Raw genomic sequence first — 16,014 nt, forward strand, 5'->3', positions numbered from 1 at the left:
GCCGCGAGCTGGTCACCGTCGAAGCAGATTCCCCCAGCCCACGGATCGCATCGACAGAGGCGGACACCGACATTGACTGCGACACATCATGTGTGGGGGCGGATCGGCCCAGCATCTTCGTGTGTGCGATGTGCCGAGCGGTCCGCTTCGGCGTGAGAATGCGCACCGACACCGCCCGACCGAACGGGAGTCCGCGCCCCCATTCGATTCATGTCGGAGATTGCGGTCACCGGGCCGAGCATTTCAGGAGAAGGCTCCGGATGCGTCGGTCCGTACCGTTTCCTCACGGAGATCGGCGCATTCGGCGCGTCGACCGGCACGCACCCCCGCGGACCGCGCGGATCCCCCACTCCGCAGGAGGACGAGATGTCTACGCACCCGATCCGGTCGACCCGCGCGGACGTCGTCCCCTGGCCGGAGGACGTGGCGGCCCGCTACGTCGCGGACGGCTTCTGGTCGGGCCGCTCGCTGGGCGCCCACCTCTACGCCGCCGCGGACGTCGACCCCGAGGCGGTCTGCCTGGTCGACGGCGCGACGCGGCTGACCTTCGGGGACCTGACGGCACGGGCGGACGGGGCCGCGACCCGGCTGCGTGCCCTCGGCATCGGCGCCGACGACCGGATCATCGTGCAGCTGCCGAACTGCTGGGAGTTCGTGGTCCTGATGGTGGCGTGCTTCCGGCTCGGCGCCCTTCCGGTGATGGCCCTGCCGGCGCACCGCCGGCGGGAGCTCACCGCCATGGCCGAGCTCACCGGGGCCCGGGCGATCGTGGTGGCGGACGAGGTCAAGGGCTTCGACCACCAGGAGTTGGCGCACGAGGTGGCCGCCGGGTCGGACACCCTGCGGCACGTCCTGGTGAGCGGCTCCCACCAGCGTCCGGACAGCGTCGACCTGGCTTGGTTGTGCCGGCCCGCCGCCGACGTGGCGCGAGCGCGCCGGGAGCTCGACGGCATCGCCCCGGACGGCACGGCGGTCGCCCTGTTCCTGCTCTCGGGCGGCACCACGGGGATTCCCAAGCTCATCGCCCGGACCCACAACGACTACGCGTACATGGCGGGTCGGGCCGCCGAGATCTGCGGTCTGGACCGGAGCACGGTGTGCCTCGCCGTCCTGCCGCTCGCTCACGGCTACCCGATGGCGGGGCCGGGCGTCCTCGGCACGCTCCTCGTGGGAGGCCGGGTCGTCATCCTCCCCTCCCCGGCGCCGAAGCGGGCCTTCGAGACGATCGAGCAGGAGCGGGTGACGTTCACCTCGCTGGTGCCGGCGGCCGTGCAGCGGTGGTTGGAGTACCGGGAGGAGGACGTCAGCCACGACCTCGGGTCGCTGCGGCTGCTACAGGCCGCCGGGTCCCGGCTCGCGGACAGCGTCGCCGTCCGGATCACGCCGACCCTCGGCTGCCGCCTGCAACAGGTGTACGGCATGGCCGAGGGGCTGCTCTGCATGACCCGCCCGGACGACCCGCCGGAGGTCATCTGGCACACCCAGGGCCGCCCGATCTGCCCCGCCGACGAACTCGTACTGGTGGACGAGGACGGCGCCCCGGTGCCGCCGGGCGAGCCGGGGGTGCTGCTGACCCGGGGCCCGTACACGCCTCGCGGCTACTACCGCACGCCGGAGCTGACCGCCCTGGCGTACAGCCCCGACGGCTGGTACCGCACGGGCGACATCGTCCGCCTGCGTCCGGACGGCAACCTGGTCGTCGAGGGCCGGGACAAGGACCTCATCAACCGTGGTGGCGAGAAGATCTCGGCCGAGGAGGTGGAGAACTTCGCGTACCAGCTCGACGGCGTACGGCTGGCCGCGGCGGTGGCCATGCCCGACGCCGACCTGGGCGAGCGGGTCTGCCTGTACGTCGCGCCGCAGCCGGGCCGGCAGGTGTCGCTCGGGGACGTGCGTGCCCTGATGGAGCGCGCCGGTGTCGCCCACTTCAAGCTTCCGGAGCGGTTGGAGGTCGTCGACGAGCTGCCGGTCACCCCCGTCGGGAAGGTCAACAAGAAGGCGCTCCGGGCCGACATCGCCCGGCGGCTCGTCGCCAGCTGAGCCGGGCGCCCCGGCGGTCCCCGTCCGGCTGTCAACTCCTGGAGTGCCATTCGGCCGATCACCTACTGTAGTCGTCCTACTTCCGCAGGTAAGCGGGCCAAAGCCGCTCTGAGAAAGGCATTCGAGGAGATGTGCGCTCAGCGGTTGACCGAGATCATGGGACGGCGCGACGTCGCCGACCGGGCGGCGATCCCGCCGGCCGGGTGCCGCCCCCTCGCGTCGGCGCCACGCACCCGAGGCCACGCCTGTCGACGGTTGGACACCATAGTCAAGGAGACCGGATGAAGGTCCTGTTCGTACCGCACGCCAACAGGGCACACCTGCACATCATGGCGCCGTTGGCCTGGGCGCTACGGACAGCCGGGCACGAGGTCCGCATCGCGAGCCAACCCGAGATCGCCGACGCCATCATGGCCGCCGGCTTCGTTCCGACCGAGGTCGGCCAGGTCCGTACGGCGATGCCCGACTTCTATCCGGGGCGGCGGGCCGACGAGGCCCAGCCCATCGTGATGGCCCCCGGCGACCGTCAGGAGATGCCGCTCCAGCAGGACCTGAGCCGCGACGGTGCGCTGGAGAAGCTGTCCCGCGCGTCGTGGGGGTTCGCGCTCTTCTCCACCGAGGCGATGATCGCCGACCTGGTCGACCTGATCCGGGCCTGGCAGCCGGACCTGGTGCTCTGGGACTCCATGGTCTACGCCGCACCCGTCGCCGCGAAGGTGTGCGGGGTCGCCCAGGCCCGGATCATGATGGGCCCGGACGCGATCACGCAGCTCCGGCAGGCCACCCGCGACGAGGGCGATCCGCTGCGCGACTGGCTGGCGCCCGTGCTGGAGGGGTACGGCTCGCGCTTCGACGAGGACGTCGCGGTCGGCCAGTGGAGCATCGACCCGATGCCGCCCTGGCAGTGGCGGCCGGAGGGGCCACACTTCGTGCCGATCCGGCCCATCCCCTTCAACCCGCCCGCCCGGATCCCCGACTGGCTGCGCCAGCCGCAGGAGCGGCCCCGCGTCTGCCTCACCCTCGGCGAGTCGCACCGCAACGGCCGGGGGACCGAGGCGCCCACCTCCGACCTGCTGGACGCCGTCAGCGGAATCGACGCCGAGGTGATCGCCACGTTCAACGCGAAGCAGCTCGCCACCGTGGACCGGCTCCCCAGCAACGTCCGGGTGGTCGACTTCGTCCCGCTGAGCGTGCTGCTGCCCACCTGCTCGGCGGTGGTGCACCACGGCGGCGCGGGCACATTCTCCACCGCGCTCGACTGCGCCGTGCCGCAGCTGATCATTCCCGGCACCCACTGGGGTTTCCAGTGGTGGGGTCCGGTCGCCCACGCCAACGGGCTGCAACAGCAGGGCGCGGGCCGCTTCGTGGCCGACGCGGACCACCTCACCAAGGAGGCCCTCGCCGAGGACCTGGCCCTGGTCCTGAAGGACCCGTCGTTCCGGGAGAACTCGGAGCGGCTGCGCAGGGAGATCACCGGCGTACCGACGCCGAACGACATCATCCCCGTCCTGGAGAAGCTGACCAGGGAGTACGGGGCCGGCCCGACGACCAGTTGAGGTGAGTGTTGTGACGGAACAACTGCGGATCCCGACGACAGTGGGCACCTTCGACGCGCTCGCCGCCGGGCCCGGGGACGGGCGGCCGGTGCTGCTGCTGCACGGATTTCCGCAGGGCGCCCGGGAGTGGGACCACCAGCTCGCCGCCCTGGCCGACGCCGGCCACCGCGCCGTCGCCCCGGACCAGCGCGGCTACTCGCCCGGGGTACGACCGGACGAGAGCGACGACTACCGGATGGACGAACTCGTCGCCGACGTGCTGCGGATCGCCGACGGCCTCGGCTGGGCGCGGTTCGACCTGGTCGGGCACGACTGGGGAGCCGCGGTGGCCTGGGCGCTGGCCGACCGGCACCCGGATCGGCTGCGGACGCTGACCGCGGTGTCCGTCCCGCATCCCCGCCCGTTCGGCGACGCGCTGCGCGACGACGAGGATCAGCAGCGCCGCTCGGCGTACCTGGCGATGTTCCGTCAACCCGGTCAGGGCGAGCAGATGCTGCTCGCGAACGACGCCGCCGGCGTCCGTCAGATGCTGGCGCGGGCGGTGCCGGCCGAGAAGCTGGAGGAGTACGTGGCGCGGATCGCCGCGCCCGGGGCGGCGACGGCGATGCTCAACTGGTACCGGGCGACCCGACCCGAGGAGGTCGAGGCCGGCACCGTCACCGTGCCCACGCTGTACGTGTGGAGCACCGCCGACGCCGGCGTGGGGCCGGCGGCGGCGAAGGGCACGGGCGACTGGGTGTCGGCCCCCTACCGGTTCGAGACGTTCGAGGGCGTGTCGCACTGGATCCCGGAGGAGGCCCCGGAGCGCCTGTCCACCGTCCTGCTCGAGCATCTGGCCGCGCACCCGGGCTAGCCCGTACGACCGGTCGGCGGTGGGGGTGTCTCGTCCTCCGCCGCCGACCGGCGTGCCGGTCGCACCCCACCGACAGCCACCGCCCGGCGAGCGGCCCCCGGCCCTCGCCGTTCCGCGTTGAACCACGGCCACAGAAAGAGACGATCATGACCATCGACTTACCGGGCGCCGGGGCCACGACGTCCACCGTCGACGCGCCTGACTTCCCGATGACCCGCATCTGCCCGTTCGATCCGCCCGAGGAGTACGTGGAACTCCGCGCCAAGGAGCCGGTCAGCCTCGTCCGGGTGCCGGACGGCCAGCTCGCCTGGCTGATCACCCGGTACGCCGACGTCCGGCGGCTGCTGGTCGACCCCCGGATCAGCTCGAACCGTCATCACCCCAACATGCCGCTGACCGAGTCGGTGACCCCGCAGACGCGGCGCAACATCGCCGCCGTCGGGCGCTCGCTGATCGGGCTCGACCAGCCGGAGCACGGGCCGCAGCGGCGGATGCTGATCCGGGAGTTCACCCTCCGCCGGGCGCAGGAGATGCGGCCACACATCCAGCACACCGTGGACCGGTGCGTCGACGAGATGCTCGCCGGGCCGAAGCCGGCGGACATCGTGACGGCGCTGTCCCTGCCCGTGCCGTCCACCGCCATCTGCACGCTGCTCGGCATGCCGTACGCCGACCGGGAACTGATCGAGCGCAGCGCCAACGCGCAACTGCGCCGCAACGTCTCCGCCCAGGAGCGCCAGGACACCAGCAGCGAACTGCGTGACTACGTCAACCGGCTGGTCAGCGCGAAGGAGGCCGAGCCCACCGACGACCTGCTCGGCCGCCTGATCCTGCAGAACCGCGAGACGCCGCTGTTCGACCACGACATGCTGGTCGGCCTGGCCATGCTGCTGCTGGTCGCGGGCTTCGAGACCACCGCCAGCATGATCTCCCTCGGGGTGGCCGGCCTGCTGGCGAACCCGGACCAGCTGGCCGAGGTCACCGCCGACCCGTCGGCGATGGGGCTGGCGGTGGAGGAACTGCTGCGGTACTTCAGCGTCGTCGACGCCCTCCCCCGGGTGGCCACCGCCGACATCGAGGTCGGCGGGGTGACCATCGCCGCCGGGGAGGGGCTGCTGCTGTCGTTCGCCTCGGCGAACTGGGACGAGACGATCTTCCCCGACCCCGGCATGCTCAACGTCCGCCGGGGCGCCCGCAACCACATGGCCTTCGGGTACGGCATCCACCAGTGCATCGGCCAGAACCTGGCCCGGGCCGAACTGGAGATCGTGTTCCGGACGCTCTTCACCCGCATCCCCGGGCTACGGCTGGCCGTCGACGTGGACGAACTGCCGTTCAAGAGGGACTCCAACATCTACGGCGTCGACCGGGTGCCGGTGACGTGGTGACCGGGAGGCAGCAGGAGATGCGGCTCGTCGTGGACCGTGAACTGTGTGTCGGGGCCGGGCAGTGCGCCCTGTCGACCCCGGAACTCTTCGACCAGGGCGACGACGGGCGGGTCGTGCTCCGGCGGACGCTGCCCGAAGGCGAGCTGGCGGCGAAGTCCCGCACCGCCGTGGACCTGTGCCCGTCCGGGGCACTGACCCTGACCGACGACTAGCGCCTGTCCCACAGGCTGAACGAGGGTGTGATGACAGGCTTCGAGGGAAGAGTCGCCGTGGTCAGCGGCGCCGGGCGGGGCATCGGGCAGGCGATCTGCCGGGCCCTGGCCCGCCGGGGCGCGGACGTGGTCGCCGTCGACATCGTCGATCCGGTCGAGACCGTCGGCATGGTCGAGGCCGAGGGCCGCAAGGCCGTCGGCCTCACCGGCGACGTGTCGGACCCCGACGACGTACGCCGGATCGGCCAGCAGGTCACCGAGCGGATGGGCCGCTGCGACATCCTGGTCAACAACGCCGGCATCTATCCGGCGAAGAACGTCTTCAAGCTGGACTACGACGCCTGGCGTCGGGTGATGGCGGTCAACCTCGACTCGCAGTTCCTGATGACCAAGGCCGTCCTGGACCACATGTGCGAGGCCCGGTGGGGCCGGATCATCAACATCACCTCGAACTCGGTCGGGCTCGCCCTGCCGGGCTTCACCCACTACATCGCCAGCAAGATGGGGTCCATCGGCTTCACCCGGGCGCTGGCCAGCGACGTCGCCTCGTTCGGCATCACCGTCAACGCGGTCGGTCCCACCCTGTCCCGGACGCCGGGCCTGGCGGAGAGCGTCATCGGCGACGGCGCCCTCCAGCACGTGAGCGGGCTTCAGGCGATCAAGCGTCCCGGCGAGGCCGAGGACGTCGTGGGCACCGTGCTCTTCCTGGCCGGCGACGACTCCGCGTTCGTCACCGGCCAGACGATCATGGCCGACGGTGGACTGGTACGTCTCTGACCGTGCGGCGGTGCCGGCCCGCCCCGGCGGGCTGGCACCGACCGCCGGGAGCCCCGACGGCGTCCACGGCAGCACACGGTCGCCGAAGGTCCCCGAAGGGTCACCATGGGTGGTGGATGATGTCCATCGGACATGGAGAGACAGCGTTGAGGAGCCACTGTGACTCTGACGAACAGGCCCACGGAGGCCCCCGGTCGGCTGCGGTTGGGAAGCGAGCTGGACGTCAACCGCCTGGGGTTCGGGGTCATGCAGCTTCCCGGGCCGGGCTGTTGGGGACCGCCGAGGGACCGACGCGCCGCGCTGGCGGTGCTGCGACGCGCCGTCGAACTGGGCGTCGACTACATCGACACCAGCGACTTCTACGGGCCGCACGTCGCCAACGAGCTGATCCGCGAGGCCCTGCACCCGTACCGGGACGACCTGGTGATCGGCACCAAGGTCGGTGTCGTCCGGGACGGCCGGGGCGACTGGCGGCCGGCCGGTTCGCCCGACCAGCTCCGTACGCAGATCGAGCAGAACCTCGCCCGACTGGGCAAGGACCGGCTGGAGCTGGTCTACCTGCGGGTGGGTGGTGACGGGCTCCTCCCGGCCGGCCGGGACGCCTTCGGCGAGTCCGTCGCCACCCTGGTCGAGCTGCACGGGCAGGGGGTGATCGGCGCCCTCGGGCTCAGCGGGGTCACCACCGGGCAGCTTCGCCAGGCACTGGCCACGACCCCGGTGGTGGCCGTGCAGAACCGGTTCAACCTGCTCGACCGGGGCAGCGCGGACGTGCTGCGGCTGTGCGAGGAGAACGGCGTCGCCTTCGTGCCGTACTTCCCGCTCGCGGCGGGCACGCTCGGCCCCGGCGGGCGTGGCCTGCCCTTCGGCCCGACCCTCGACCGGGCCCGGGCCAAGGTCCTGGACCGGATCGCCGACGCGCACCAGGCGACCCGGGCCCAGGTCTCGATCGCCTGGTTGTTGGCCCATTCGCCGACGATCCTGGTGATCCCCGGTACCAGTTCGGTGGCCCATCTCGAGGAGAACCTGGCCGCCGGTGGGCTGCGCCTGTCCGAGGCGGAGGTGGCCGCCCTCGACGCGCTGGCCTGAGCAGCCCCGACGGCCGGGGCCCATGGCCCCGACCGTCGGCGGTGCCGCGCCGGGCCGCGCCCTCAGGGCGTGTAGGGCGTGTCCGTGTGGCTGACCTCGACGAGCCGGCTGCCGCTGAGCTGGTAGACGGCCGTACGCCGGACGGCGACCTCCGCCGCGGAGGCGTCCTCGGGGCGGGTCAGGTAGACCACCGTCGCCCGCCGGGAGCTGATCGAGACGGACTCGACGGGCGTCCGGTCGCCGATGTCGACCATCGTGACGTAGACGGGTCGACCGTCGATGTTGCCGTACATGACGATCTGCCAGAACTTGCCGGTCCCGCCCCCGTCCATCAGCACCGGGACCAGCGCGTCGGCCGCCTCGTCGCCGGTCAGGTCGCCGATGGCGCAGGGCTGTTGCAGGTGGACGACGGTGCCGTCCTCGCCGGACCACATGCCGTCGACCAGCGGGATCGGTTCGGCGTAGCCGTTGTACCGCTCACTTCCGTTGCCCAGCGCGGCGGTCTTGAGCTGCTCGCAGGTGAGGGCCCGCAGCGTGGTGGGCGCTCCGGTTGTGTCCGGTACGGCCGAGGGCGCCGGGTCCGCGGTCTCGTCGTCCGCCACGCCGGTGCTGACCGTCGGTTGTCCGGAGGCCACCGGCTCCGGGTCGTCCGCCGGTGCGGTGATGGTGACGCATCCGCTCAGCGCCGCCACCAGGGCGAGAGCCGCGACGGGCAACAGGGTCCTACGCATTGGTCTTCCCTCTCCTTCAGGTCGCCCGGAGCGTAGTGCGCCCCCGCCACAGGGCTCCTATGTGGAGCCGAGAAAAGCGCGGCCGGAGCGGGGGCGGTGGGGACGGCGGGCCGGAGCGGGGAGAGCGGGCCGGGCCGGGCCGGCCGAGGTCCGTTCAGGTACGCCGGCCGCCGTGCTGGTGCAGCCGGTCGCGCAGCGTGTCGGCGAAGCCCTCGGCCATGGCGAGCTGGTCGCGTAGCGCGCCGACGCGCGCGGTGGCGGCGGCGTGGAACATGCCGAGCCGGTCGAGCAGCGCCGCCCGGTCGGCGCCCTCGGCGCTGTCGAGGGCGTCGAGGACGGCGAGCAGGTCGCGCATCTCGTCGAGGCTGAAGCCGAGCGGCTTCATCCGCTTGACCACGGCGAGCCGGTCGAGGTCGGGTGCGGTGTAGAGGCGGAACCCGCCGTCGCTGCGGGCCGAGGGGACGATCAGGCCGACGTCCTCGTAGTGCCGGATGGTGCGGATGCTCAGCCCGACCCGCTCGGCGGCCTCACCGATCTGCATCAGCCGCCCTTCGGCCGCACCGCCGACGGGCTCCGCAGCCGGGCCGGGGACGGGGCCCGCAGCCGGGCCGGGGACCGGCTGCGGGCCGGCCGTACGGTTGCCGGGGACCATCAGTGGCCGACGCCGAGCCGGCCGGCGAGGGTGCCGTGGATGTGGGCGCTGGGACGGTTCAGCTCGACGATCTCCACGGTCTTGCCGCGGGCGGCGTACTTGGTGGTGACGGCGTCGAGCGCGGCGACGGAGGAGGCGTCCCAGACGTGGGCATGCGTCATGTCGATGACCACGCTGTCGGGGTCGTTGGCGTAGTCGAACTGGCCGACCAGGTCGTTGCTGGAGGCGAAGAACAGCTCGCCGTGCACCGAGTAGATCCGGGTCGTCCCGTCGGGGTCGAGGACGCTGGTCACCTCCACCAGGTGGGCGACGCGGCGGGCGAAGACGACCATCGCGGTGAGCACGCCGACGACGACGCCGACGGCGAGGTTGTGGGTGGCCAGGGTGGTGACGACGGTCGTCACCATGACGATCGTCTCGCCGTACGGCATCCGCCGCAGCGTGGCCGGGGCGACCGAGTGCCAGTCGAACGTCGACACCGCGACGATGACCATCACGGCGACCAGGGCGGCCATCGGGATCACCGCGACCACGTCGCCGAGCGCGACCACCAGGATCAGCAGGAAGACGCCGGCCAGGAAGGTCGACAGCCGCGTACGGGCACCGGACGCCTTCACGTTGATCATCGTCTGGCCGATCATGGCGCAGCCGCCCATGCCACCGAAGAACCCGGTGACGATGTTCGCCACGCCCTGTCCCCACGACTCCCGGGTCTTGCTGGACGGGGTGTCGGTGATGTCGTCGACCAGCTTCGCGGTCATCAGCGACTCCATGAGCCCGACCAGCGCGATCCCCAGGGCGTACGGGGCGATCAGGGTCAGGGTGTCCATGGTCCAGGGGATCTGCGGCAGGCCGAGCGTGGGCAGGCTGTCCGGCAGCGCCCCCTCGTCGCCCACCGTCGGCACCGCCAGGTGGGTGGCCACCGTGACCCCGGTCAGCACCACGATGGCGACCAGCGGCGCCGGGACGGCCCGGGTGAGCCGGGGCAGCCCCACCATGATCGCCAGTGCGACCGCCACGAGCGGGTACACCAGCCACGGCACTCCGAGCAGGTGCGGCACCTGGGCGGCGAAGATCAGGATGGCCAGGGCGTTGACGAAGCCGACCATCACGCTGCGCGGGATGAACCGCATCAGCTTCGCCACCCCGAGCACGGCCAGCAGGATCTGGATCACGCCGCCGAGGATCACCGCGGCGATCAGGTGGTCGAGGCCGTACTCCTTGGCGAGGGGCGCCACGACCAGGGCGATGGCGCCGGTGGCGGCGGAGATCATCGCCGGGCGGCCGCCGCAGATCGCGATGGACACGGCCATCGTGAACGAGGCGAACAGGCCCACCCGGGGGTCGACCCCGGCCAGGACCGAGAAGGAGATCGCCTCCGGGATCAACGCCAGGGCGACGACCAGGCCGGCGAGGACCTCGGTGCGGAACACCTTCGGGGACAGCCAGGACGGGCGGGGCAGGCGCGGGCGGGAGGCCACGGACGGCACAGAGGACATACAGCCATTTCCACTCGGGGGAGGCGCGCACGGCGCGGCGACCCGACGGACCCTACTCTTCCGCAACGGAAGAGTTCCCTTCCGCGTGGCGATCGTCACCACCGGTACCCGCCGCGCGGCACGTCCTCCCCGCCCGGCGGCGTGCCCCGGAGGTCAGGTCGGCCCGGCGCCCGGGGCCGGGACCGCCTGCTCGGCGGCGCGGCTCACCTCTTCCCAGCCGGCCCAGACATCCATGCGTCGCTTCGAGATGTCGAAGGCGAGGTCGTAGACCATGCTGCCCAGCAGCAGCCGCAGCGGCGGGTCGTCGCTGGCGACGAGCTTCATGAGCGCCTCGGCGGCCAGCCGGGGTTCGCTGTCGATCGACCCCTCGGCCCACTGCCGCGCCAGTTCCTCCCGCAGCGGGTCGTACGCGGGGTTCGAGGCGGCCGCCGTGCTGCGGGCGTAGAGGTCGGTCCAGTAGCCGCCCGGCTGGACGATGGTGACCTTGACGCCGAAACGGGCGGCCTCGGCGGCCAGTGCCTCGCTCATGCCCTCCAGCGCGAACTTGCTCGCGCTGTAGAGCCCGGTGCTGGGGAAGCCGCCGAGCGCGCCGATGCTGGAGACCTGCACGACGTGCCCACCGCCCTGGGCGCGCAGGTGCGGCAGGACGGCCTGACTGACCCAGAGCGCGCCGAAGAAGTTGAGGTCCAACTGGGCGCGGGCCTCGGCCTCGGTGAACTCCTCCACCATGCCCATGAAGAGCGCTCCGGCGTTGTTCACGACGACGTCGAGGCGGCCGAAGTGCCGTACCGCCCGGTCGACGACGTCGACGACCGCCGCGCGGTCGGTGACGTCGAGGCGCGCCGCCAGCAGGCGGTCGGGATGCCGGGCGGCGAGGTCGTCGAGCGGCGAGACGTCCCGGGCCGCGCCGACGACCCGGTCGCCGGCGGCGAGCGCGGCCTCGGTGAAGGCGCGACCGAGGCCGCGGCTGGCGCCGGTGACGAACCAGACCCGCGGCACGGCGGTGACTGAGGCTTCCATGCCTGCCCTCCTCCTTGGCGAGACGGACCGTCTCGTCTTGTTGACGGGAGTGACCATACCCGAACCCGGCCCCCTGTCAAGACGGACCGTCTCGTCTCATCTTCTTGCTAGATTGGGTCCGTGCCCACGCCCAAGGTCGCCCCCGACTCCAGCCGACGCAGCGAGACCGCCCGCCGCGCCATCCTCGCCGCCGCCTTCGACCTCGTCGGCGAAATGGGCTACGCGAAGCTGAGCATCGAGGGCATCGCCGCCGCCGCCGGCGTCGGCAAGCAGACGATCTACCGCTGGTGGCCGTCGAAGGGCGCGCTGCTCTTCGACGCCTTCCTCGCCCTCACGACCGACGGCGGCCAGGGCGGCGCCCTACCGGACACCGGCGACCTGGCGGCCGACCTGAAGCTGGTCCTGCGGGCCACCGTCGACGAGCTGCACGACCCGCGCTACGACCTGCCCATGCGCGCCCTGCACACCGAGATCGTCCACGACCCGGCGCTGGCCGCCGACTACGCGACGCGGCTGGACGGGCCCATGCGGGAGCTGAAGAAGGAGCGCCTGCGCGCCGCCCAACGCGCGGGCCAGCTCGCCGAGGACGTCGATCTCGACGTGGCCGTCGACCTGATCTTCGGTCCGCTCCTCAACCGGTGGCTCCAGCGCACCGGCCCGCTGACGCACGCGTACGCCGACCAGGTGGTGGACACCGCGCTGGGCGGCCTGCGTCCCCGCGAGGCGTAGACCTGGGCCGGTCCCGCGTCCCCGGACGGACACAACACCGGGCCCCCGGTCGTCGTTGATCCGGTCGTACGCGCCCCGCCCGCCACGACGGTGCGGGCACCGACCGTGGAGGAGGCACGCCGATGACCAGTCAGCGCGAGACCGTGGAGGTCGACCCGGTCCTGTTCCGCGCCGTCTACGACTCGCCCGCCTCGCTGCCCGGCCGGCACCGGTGGACGACCCCGGAGTCGGACGTACGGCGGATCGAGAAGCTGCTCGGCATGCCGCTGCGCAGCATCGGCGCCCCGCTGTGGGTCAGCGGCGACCAGCCGGACTGCCCGAAGTGCGGCCGCCGGGTGAACTGGTACGACATCGTCTCCTCCGCCCTCTCGGGCGTGCACGACCGGATGATGATCGCGACGGTCATCCTCGGCGACCGCCGGTACGTCAACACGGAGGTGCCGGACGCGATCGCCGGGGTGCGCTGCACCGACTGTCGCACCGCGATCGAGGGGTTGCGCAGCTTCAAGTGCCACAACTGGGCGTACGCCTTCGAGGCGCTGGAGACCGTCCGGCAGCGGATGTCCGGCGCGTCAGTCGTCGGCCGCCAGCCCGCGGGCGAACCGCAGCCCGGGGCGCCCGTCGAGTGACACCTCGCCGACCGGCGTGAAGCCGGTACGCCGGAGCACCGCCAGCGAGCCCGCGTTGTCCAGCGTGGTCCCGGCGGTCAGCCGGCGCAGCCCGTACGCCTGGCGGGCCAGTGCCACGACGCGGCGCACGCCGTCGGTCGCCACCCCGCGCCCGGCGGCCCGCTCGGCCACCCGGTAGCCCAGCTCGGCCCCGCCGTCGGCGACGTCGACCAGGTTGAACCGGCCCAGCACCGACCCGTCCGGCTCGACCAGGACGTGGAAGTGGCAGCCGCCGGTCTCCTGCTCGGCGAGCAGCCCCGCGTGCCGCGCGGCGAAGTCGGCGAAGTACGCGTCGCCCCGGTCCGGCACCGACCGCGCGAACCACTGCCGGTTCTCGCGCTCGAAGCGCAGCAGCGCGGCGGCGTGGTGGGCGGCGAGCCGCTGGAGATCCGACACCGCGCCACCCTACCCAGGCGCGCCGTCCCGCCTCAGCGGTCGCCGGCGGAGCGGCGGGCGGGTCGGCGGCCGGGCGGGGAGGGCGGCTCCGGCCCCGGGTCGGGCACCTCGGGCATCGGCCGGGTCACCGGCCCGGCGCCGGTCACCCGCAGCGGCTCGCCGTGGTGCCACACCTCGACGCCGGTCTCCGGGTCGGCGTCCGGCAGCTCGTAGCGGGCCTCACCGGAGGTCAGGGTGACCCGCAGCCGGTGGCCGTGCCAGCGCAGGCTGAAGGCCAGCTGGTCGATCGCCGCCGGCAGCCGGGGGTCGAAGGAGAGCACCCCCCGGTCGTCGCGCATCCCGCCGAAGCCCTGCACGAGGGCCAGCCACGCCCCGGCCAGCGACGCCAGGTGCAGCCCGTCGCCGGTCTTGTCGCCCAGGTCCGCCAGGTCCTGGAGCACCGACTCGGCGAACAGGTCGTACGCCAGGTCGAGGTGCCCGACCTCGGCGGCGAGCACGGCCTGCGGGGAGGCCGACAGCGACGAGTCCCGCACGGTCCGCGCCTCGTAGTAGGCGAAGTTGCGGGCCTTCTCGTCGGCCGTGAACTCCCCCGGGCAGCGCTGCATGGCGAGCACCAGGTCGGCCTGCTTGACCACCTGCTTGCGGTACAGCTCCAGGTAGGGAAAGTGCAGCAGCAGCGGGTAGTCGTCGTCGGAGGTGTCGGCGAAGTCCCACTCCGGCTGCTCGGTGAAGCCGGCGGACTGCTGGTGCACCCCGCGCTTGCGGTCGTACGGGATGAACACCGCGTCGGCTGCGGCGCGCCAGGCCGACACCTCGGCCGGATCGACCCCGAGCCGGGCCGCCGCCTCGGGGTGCCGCTCGGCGGCGTCGGCGGCGCCGCGCAGGTTGCGCCGGGCCATCAGGTTGGTGAAGAGGTTGTCGTCGGCCAGGGCGCTGTACTCGTCGGGACCGGTCACGCCGTGCAGGTGGAAGGTGCCCGTGTCGGACCAGTGGCCGAAGCCGTGCCAGAGCCGGGCCGTCTCGACCAGCAGTTCCAGCCCGGCCCCGGCGAGGAACTCCTCGTCGCCCGTGGCGCCGACGTAGCGCAGCACCGCGTCGGCGACGTCGGCGTTGAGGTGCAGCCCGGCCGTGCCGGCCGGCCAGTAGCCGGAGCACTCCCGCCCGCCGAGGGTGCGCCACGGGAAGCTCGCCCCGGTCAGCCGCAGCTCCGCCGCGCGCTCGCGGGCCTCCGGCAGGTGGGCGTGCCGCCAGCGCAGCGCCGAGCGGGCCAGCGGCGGGTCGAGGTAGGTCAGCACGGGCAGCACGTAGCCCTCGGTGTCCCAGAGCACGTGCCCGTCGTAGCCGTTGCCGGTCAGGCCCTTGGCGGGGATGGTCCGGTCGCCGTCCGCCCGGCCCGCCTGGAGCAGGTGGAACACCGAGAACCGGATGGCCTGCTGGAGTTCGTCGTCGCCGTCGAGCTGCACGTCGGCGGTCCGCCAGGCCACGTCCAGCGCCGCGCGCTGGCCGGCCAGCAGCGCGTCGAAGCCCTCCGCGCGGGCCGCGTCCGCCTCCGCCACGACCTGGCGGGCCAGCTCCGTCGGGGGCACGGCGTCCACCGGGGTGCACTCGTACGCGGCGAACTTGGTCAGTTGCAGCCGCTCCCCGGCGCGCAGCGTCCCGGCCAGCGTGAGGCGCAGCCGGTCGGGGGTGCAGTCGACGCCGGGGGCGAAGCCGTCCGGGGCGTGTACGTCGTGCGCGACGGCCACGGCGACCCGCTGTTCGCTGTGCCCGGTGCGGTGGACGAGGACACCGTCGTACCCGTCGGAGTGTCGGTACTCGGCGGTCAGCGGGTCGGTGATCACGGAGGCGGCGCGGGGGTCGTCGGAGCGCTCCGGCACCCGCTCGTTGGCGAGCAGGTCGGCGCAGACCCGTACCTCGACCGCGTCGTCCAGCGGCTCGACGGACCACCGGACGGCGGCCACCGGGCGCCGGGCCAGGGAGACGAGCCGGACGCTGCGCACGCGTACGCCGTGCCCGGCCGGTGAGATCCACTCGGTGTGCCGCTCGACCACGCCGGCCCGCAGGTCGAGCACCCGCTCGTGGGTGCGCAGGGTGCCGGTGCGCACGTCCAGCGGCTCGCCGCCTACCCAGAGCCGGATGAGGGCCGCGTTCGGCGCGCTGATCACCGTGTCGCTGAACTGGGGGAAGGCGTAGCCGTCCTCGGGGTAGTCGAGTTCGCGCCGCTCGTGGAAGCCGTTGAGGTAGGTGCCGGGCATCCCGTAGGGCCTGCCCTCGTCCAGGGTGCCGCGCCAGCCGACCCAGCCGTTGCCCAACGCGAAGATCGACTCGGTCTCGGCGAGGCGGTCCATGTCCGCCTCCGTACGCCGGATCCGCCAGGCCTCGTCGTCCCCCGTGCCCTGCCCGGTCG

Annotated in this window: 15 protein-coding genes; 9 read left to right on the forward strand and 6 right to left on the reverse strand. The window is 72.8% G+C overall.

The features are described 5' to 3' along the window. Positions 1-366: 366 nt before the first annotated feature. The 7 genes from GA0070610_RS26590 (at position 367) to GA0070610_RS26620 (ending at position 7,912) form a co-directional block, all read left to right on the forward strand. The gene (locus GA0070610_RS26590; protein WP_089002570.1) at positions 367-2,040 is read left to right on the forward strand and encodes a (2,3-dihydroxybenzoyl)adenylate synthase; all 1,674 of its coding nucleotides are present in this window, start codon (positions 367-369) and stop codon (positions 2,038-2,040) included. Between the two features lie 281 nt (positions 2,041-2,321). Then, entirely contained in the window at positions 2,322-3,596 is a 1,275-nt protein-coding gene (locus tag GA0070610_RS26595; RefSeq protein WP_089002571.1) for a nucleotide disphospho-sugar-binding domain-containing protein, read from the forward strand. 22 nt (positions 3,597-3,618) lie between these two features. Next, the gene (locus GA0070610_RS26600) at positions 3,619-4,449 is read left to right on the forward strand and encodes an alpha/beta fold hydrolase (protein ID WP_197697916.1); all 831 of its coding nucleotides are present in this window, start codon (positions 3,619-3,621) and stop codon (positions 4,447-4,449) included. A gap of 146 nt (positions 4,450-4,595) precedes the next feature. Beyond that, on the forward strand, positions 4,596-5,837 hold the full coding sequence (locus GA0070610_RS26605) for a cytochrome P450 (RefSeq protein WP_089002573.1): 1,242 nt from the start codon (positions 4,596-4,598) through the stop codon (positions 5,835-5,837). 17 nt (positions 5,838-5,854) lie between these two features. Beyond that, on the forward strand, positions 5,855-6,049 hold the full coding sequence (locus tag GA0070610_RS26610) for a ferredoxin (RefSeq protein WP_089003763.1): 195 nt from the start codon (positions 5,855-5,857) through the stop codon (positions 6,047-6,049). Between the two features lie 30 nt (positions 6,050-6,079). Then, positions 6,080-6,826, forward strand: a complete 747-nt coding sequence (locus GA0070610_RS26615) for an SDR family NAD(P)-dependent oxidoreductase (RefSeq protein WP_089002574.1) — start codon at positions 6,080-6,082, stop codon at positions 6,824-6,826. 159 nt (positions 6,827-6,985) lie between these two features. After that, positions 6,986-7,912 carry an oxidoreductase gene (locus GA0070610_RS26620; protein WP_197697773.1) on the forward strand — a complete coding sequence of 309 codons (927 nt, stop codon included), beginning with the start codon at positions 6,986-6,988 and terminating at the stop codon, positions 7,910-7,912. A gap of 62 nt (positions 7,913-7,974) precedes the next feature. Here the strand turns inward: GA0070610_RS26620 and GA0070610_RS26625 are convergent, their stop codons facing one another. From GA0070610_RS26625 to GA0070610_RS26640, 4 genes are all read right to left on the reverse strand, one after another. Next, the gene (locus tag GA0070610_RS26625; RefSeq protein WP_157747247.1) at positions 7,975-8,643 is read right to left on the reverse strand and encodes a hypothetical protein; all 669 of its coding nucleotides are present in this window, start codon (positions 8,641-8,643) and stop codon (positions 7,975-7,977) included. Between the two features lie 154 nt (positions 8,644-8,797). Next, complete coding sequence (locus tag GA0070610_RS26630; protein WP_089002576.1) at positions 8,798-9,295, reverse strand: MerR family transcriptional regulator; 498 nt, start codon at positions 9,293-9,295, stop codon at positions 8,798-8,800. Continuing rightward, entirely contained in the window at positions 9,295-10,794 is a 1,500-nt protein-coding gene (locus tag GA0070610_RS26635) for a SulP family inorganic anion transporter (protein ID WP_089002577.1), read from the reverse strand. The genes GA0070610_RS26630 and GA0070610_RS26635 overlap by 1 nt, the downstream gene beginning before the upstream one ends. Before the next feature lie 153 nt (positions 10,795-10,947). Beyond that, positions 10,948-11,814, reverse strand: a complete 867-nt coding sequence (locus GA0070610_RS26640; RefSeq protein WP_089002578.1) for an SDR family NAD(P)-dependent oxidoreductase — start codon at positions 11,812-11,814, stop codon at positions 10,948-10,950. A 120-nt stretch (positions 11,815-11,934) separates the two neighbouring features. Here GA0070610_RS26640 and GA0070610_RS26645 point away from each other — a divergent pair, with 120 nt between their 5' ends. Then, positions 11,935-12,543: a TetR/AcrR family transcriptional regulator gene (locus GA0070610_RS26645; protein WP_089002579.1), complete on the forward strand. Its 609-nt coding sequence runs from the start codon at positions 11,935-11,937 to the stop codon at positions 12,541-12,543. Between the two features lie 122 nt (positions 12,544-12,665). After that, positions 12,666-13,172 carry a hypothetical protein gene (locus GA0070610_RS26650; RefSeq protein WP_089002580.1) on the forward strand — a complete coding sequence of 169 codons (507 nt, stop codon included), beginning with the start codon at positions 12,666-12,668 and terminating at the stop codon, positions 13,170-13,172. Here GA0070610_RS26650 and GA0070610_RS26655 read toward each other — a convergent pair. After that, positions 13,116-13,607 (reverse strand): GNAT family N-acetyltransferase, encoded by a 492-nt coding sequence (locus tag GA0070610_RS26655; protein WP_089002581.1) that lies wholly within the window; start codon positions 13,605-13,607, stop codon positions 13,116-13,118. The two genes, GA0070610_RS26650 and GA0070610_RS26655, sit on opposite strands and share 57 nt — an antisense overlap. Positions 13,608-13,639: 32 nt before the next feature. Further along, positions 13,640-15,955, reverse strand: a complete 2,316-nt coding sequence (locus GA0070610_RS26660) for a glycoside hydrolase family 65 protein (protein WP_089003765.1) — start codon at positions 15,953-15,955, stop codon at positions 13,640-13,642. Positions 15,956-16,014 lie beyond the last annotated feature (59 nt).

It is taken from the genome of Micromonospora echinofusca (assembly GCF_900091445.1).
GTDB classification, from domain to species: Bacteria; Actinomycetota; Actinomycetes; order Mycobacteriales; family Micromonosporaceae; genus Micromonospora; species Micromonospora echinofusca.